The organism is Dysgonomonas sp. 511 (genome assembly GCF_010501105.1).
GTDB lineage: Bacteria > Bacteroidota > Bacteroidia > Bacteroidales > Dysgonomonadaceae > Dysgonomonas.
The window spans coordinates 1-857 of sequence record NZ_QVMQ01000078.1 but is presented as its reverse complement, the minus strand read 5'-3'; the positions used below and the strand labels follow the sequence as shown (position 1 = coordinate 857).

Below are 857 nucleotides of genomic sequence, written 5' to 3'. Positions count from 1 at the left end.
GGTTCCAGGAAGTTGTCTCGTTTGTTTTTTATTTTGCATAAACTGATGGCTCGTTAATTTATCGTTAACTCTCTCCGCAAAGGTAAAAACTATATAAATCTTGTAAAAGATGAGGCAGACCGAAGGATTACAATGATGAAAAGAATAAAGTCTTTTTCAGTCGTGAAAATCCTGATAGTTTTGTCAAATACGGTCAATATGAGATGCGTATCCGGGATAAGATACTCATAGAAAATGGATATGTAACCAAAGCTAAAGTTAAATGGTGGGGAGGAGTAAGTTTTGCATATCCATACCTCTGGAAAGAAAACAAAACGGATTCTGAATATCAAGAATCATTCTATGATCCGAGGGTGCCGAAAGTAGAGAAAGAAGAACAAAAAAACAAAACTCCTACGATTCATAAGAAAAATAGAGGACGGAAAATGTAGTTTTTCTATAAGCAAGCCACCTAACTTATTTAGAATTACAGTTTTTCCTTCAGGATATTACTGTAATCGAATACCCTCGCTTTATTTGCTTTATGTTTTACAATTGTGGGTTAGCTTAAATATTCTTTTACCTAAAAACTTCCTTTTTGCGTAGCAAGCCTATCATAATTAAATAATATTCTGTAATTTACATCGAATATTATCCTACTTTTGTAATAATAAGGTAATCCTTCGGTCTGCCTCATCTTTTACAAGATTTATATAGTTTCTACCTTTGCATAGGAGAGAGTTAACGATAAATTAACGAGCCATCAGTTTATGCAAAAGAAAAAACAAACGAGACAACTTCCCGGAACCAGGCTATCTAAAGGTCAGGCCTATCCGATAATAGAGCAATATTTTAAAAGTGGATTAATGCCATGTGAT

1 protein-coding gene is annotated in these 857 nt (G+C 33.7%); it reads left to right on the top strand.

Annotation, left to right across the window (positions count from 1 at the left end; translation table 11 throughout):
- Positions 1 to 203 precede the first annotated feature (203 nt).
- On the top strand, positions 204 to 431 hold the full coding sequence (locus D0T57_RS15335) for a hypothetical protein (RefSeq protein ID WP_255490638.1): 228 nt from the start codon (positions 204 to 206) through the stop codon (positions 429 to 431).
- The last annotated feature ends 426 nt before the right edge of the window (positions 432 to 857 follow it).